The sequence below is a fragment of the Brevundimonas sp. EAKA genome, from assembly GCF_000698025.1.
Taxonomy (GTDB): Bacteria; Pseudomonadota; Alphaproteobacteria; order Caulobacterales; family Caulobacteraceae; genus Brevundimonas; species Brevundimonas mediterranea_A.
This window is the reverse complement of record NZ_JMQR01000216.1, coordinates 1-2661: the sequence shown is the minus strand read 5'-3', so window position 1 is coordinate 2661 and position 2661 is coordinate 1. Positions and strand designations below refer to the sequence as shown.

Genomic DNA, 2661 nt, shown 5'->3' with positions numbered 1-2661 from the left:
ATATGAGCCCGTGATGAGCGACCACACCCACGTCCGACCCTGGCGCCATATCGAGCGCCGCAAGAGCCGCCAGATCCGCGTGGGCTCCGTCCTCGTGGGCGGCGACGCCCCGATCAGCGTGCAGTCGATGACCAATACGCCGACGTCCGACGCGGCGGCGACGATCGACCAGATCCGTCAGCTGGAAGAGGCCGGCGCCGACATCGTCCGCGTCTCCTGCCCCGACGTGGAATCGACCGAGGCCTTCAAGACCATCGCCCGCGAGGCCAAGGTCCCCTTGGTCGCCGACATTCATTTCCACTACAAGCGCGGCATCGAGGCGGCCCAGGCGGGCGCCGCCTGCCTGCGGATCAATCCGGGCAATATCGGCAGTCCCGACCGCGTCCGCGACGTGATCCAGGCCGCCAAGGACCACGGCTGTTCGATGCGGATCGGCGTCAACGCCGGCTCGCTGGAAAAGGAGCTGCTGGAGAAGTACGGCGAGCCCTGCCCCGACGCCATGGTCGAGAGCGCCCTGAACCACGCCCGCATCCTGCAGGACCACGACTTCCACGAGTTCAAGATCTCGGTGAAGGCGTCCGACCCCTTCCTGACCGTCGCCGCCTATCAGCAGTTGGCCGATGCCATCGACTGCCCTCTGCACCTGGGCGTGACCGAGGCGGGGCCGCTGCGCACCGGCACGATCAAATCGGCCATCGGCATGGGCTCGATGCTGTGGGCCGGCATCGGCGACACCATCCGCGTGTCGCTGGCCGCCGATCCGGTCGAGGAGATCAAGGTCGGCTTCGACATCCTGAAGTCGCTGGGCCTGCGCCATCGGGGCGTCAACATCATCGCCTGTCCGTCGTGCGCGCGTCAGGGCTTCAACGTCATCGAGACCGTGACCCTGCTGGAAGAGAAACTGGCCCATATCTCGACGCCGATGAGCCTGTCGGTGATCGGCTGCGTCGTGAACGGCCCGGGCGAGGCCCTCTATACCGACATCGGCTTCACCGGCGGCGGCAAGGGGGCGGGCATGATCTATCTGAACGGCAAGATCGCCCACAAACAGGCCAACGACGGCATGATCGACCATATCGTCGACCTGGTCGAGCAGAAGGCCGCCGAACTGGACGCGGCCCGGGCGGCGGAGCTTCAGGCGGCGGAATAGACCCGCCCCTCGAGGTTGCACAAGGTTTGATGAAATTCACGCCTGAGTGATTGACCGATCGTGTCGGAAGTGCAACCTCTGCCGTTGGTTCGCCTGGGGAGGCTGAACCTTAATCCACTGAGGGGCCTTATGATTTCCAAAAATTCCGCACGTTTCGGCGTGCGCTTGCTCATGCTTGCCGGCGTGGCGATGTCGCTGCCCGCCTGCGCCACCGTGACGCGTGGCTCCAGTCAGCAATTCTCCGTCCAGAGCACCCCGCCCGGCGCCCAGGTCAGCACGTCGAACGGCTTCGAATGCCAGGCGACGCCCTGCACCTTCCGCATGTCGCGCAAGGACGCCTTCCGCATCACCGTGTCCAAGGACGGCTACGTCGCCCAGACCCATGACATCACCAGCAGCGTCTCCGGCGCGGGCGGCACGGCCATGGCCGGCAACATCCTGATCGGCGGCATCATCGGCGGGGCGATCGACGCCACCTCCGGCGCCATGAATGATCTGAAGCCCAATCCGCTGATCGTGACCCTGCGCACCCCGGCCGAAGAAGCGGCCGCAGCCCAGGCCCCCGTCGCGACGCCGCCCGCCGCAGCCGCAGCCGGAGGCGAATAATGATCCGTCGTCTCGCCGCCGCCGCCGCTCTGGGCGCCCTGATGGGCGTCGCGGCCTGCGCCAGCCCGTCCAACCCCGCGCTCATGACCTTGCCGGCGACATCGGGCCTCACGGCGGCGCCCGGCGATCTCGGCTATCGGTCGGTGACGACAGTCACGGTTTCCGGCGGCCAGAACACCAATCCGATGTGGACCTCCGAGGTTTCGAATGCGGACTTCAAGACCGCGCTGGAAGGCTCGTTGACGGCCGCCGGCTATATGGGGACCGAAGGTCAGCCCATGACGGTCTCCGCATCCTTGATCGACCTGAAACAGCCGATGGCCGGCTTTGACATGTCTGTGACCAGCCAGGTTCGCTATACCGTAATGCGAGCCGACCGTTCCGTCTTCGACGAAACGGTGGCGGCGACCGGCACAGCGACCATGGGTCAGGCCTTCATGGGCGTGGAACGTCTTCGGATGGCCAACGAAGCCTCGATCCGCGAAAACATCAAGGAATTCCTGACCCGCTTCCGCGCCCGCGCGCGCTGATCGGATCAAAGGACGACCACGGCGACGGCGGGCCCCGACCCGCCGTCGCCTTTCGTCTCAGATCACCCCGAACAGCCGCAGGGCCTGATAGCCGGCGGACAGCAACACAACCGCCCCGACGCCGTAGGTCAGGATCCGACGGGGCGCGATCCGCGCGATCACCCCGGCGAAGGGCGCGGCGATCAGACCGCCCAGGATGAGGCCCAGGATGGAGGCGGCGTGGGTGGCGACGCCTTTGGCCTCCGCCCAGTGACCGGTCAGCAGGGCGGCCAGGAAGGTCGCCGAAATGGCCGAGGTGACGAAGAACTCCGCCGTATTGGTGGTGCCGATCGCGGCGCGCGGATCGCCCCCCGACCCCACCAGGGTCGTCGTGAC

Annotated in this window: 3 protein-coding genes and 1 pseudogene; 3 read left to right on the top strand and 1 reads right to left on the bottom strand. The window is 66.8% G+C overall.

The window, feature by feature from the left end; genetic code table 11:
• The first annotated feature begins 10 nt into the window (after positions 1-10).
• The 3 genes from ispG to ER13_RS16905 all read left to right on the top strand — a co-directional run bounded on the left by ispG (position 11) and on the right by ER13_RS16905 (position 2286).
• Complete coding sequence (gene ispG, locus ER13_RS16915) at positions 11-1150, top strand: flavodoxin-dependent (E)-4-hydroxy-3-methylbut-2-enyl-diphosphate synthase (protein WP_008263463.1); 1140 nt, start codon at positions 11-13, stop codon at positions 1148-1150.
• 171 nt (positions 1151-1321) lie between these two features.
• A complete protein-coding gene (locus ER13_RS16910; RefSeq protein ID WP_035311190.1) occupies positions 1322-1756 on the top strand; it encodes a PEGA domain-containing protein in 435 nt (144 codons plus the stop codon).
• Positions 1756-2286 (top strand): hypothetical protein, encoded by a 531-nt coding sequence (locus tag ER13_RS16905; RefSeq protein WP_008263699.1) that lies wholly within the window; start codon positions 1756-1758, stop codon positions 2284-2286. The genes ER13_RS16910 and ER13_RS16905 overlap by 1 nt, the downstream gene beginning before the upstream one ends.
• Positions 2287-2343: 57 nt before the next feature.
• Here ER13_RS16905 and ER13_RS18815 read toward each other — a convergent pair.
• A pseudogene (locus ER13_RS18815) lies at positions 2344-2661 on the bottom strand (sulfite exporter TauE/SafE family protein); the annotation flags it as partial.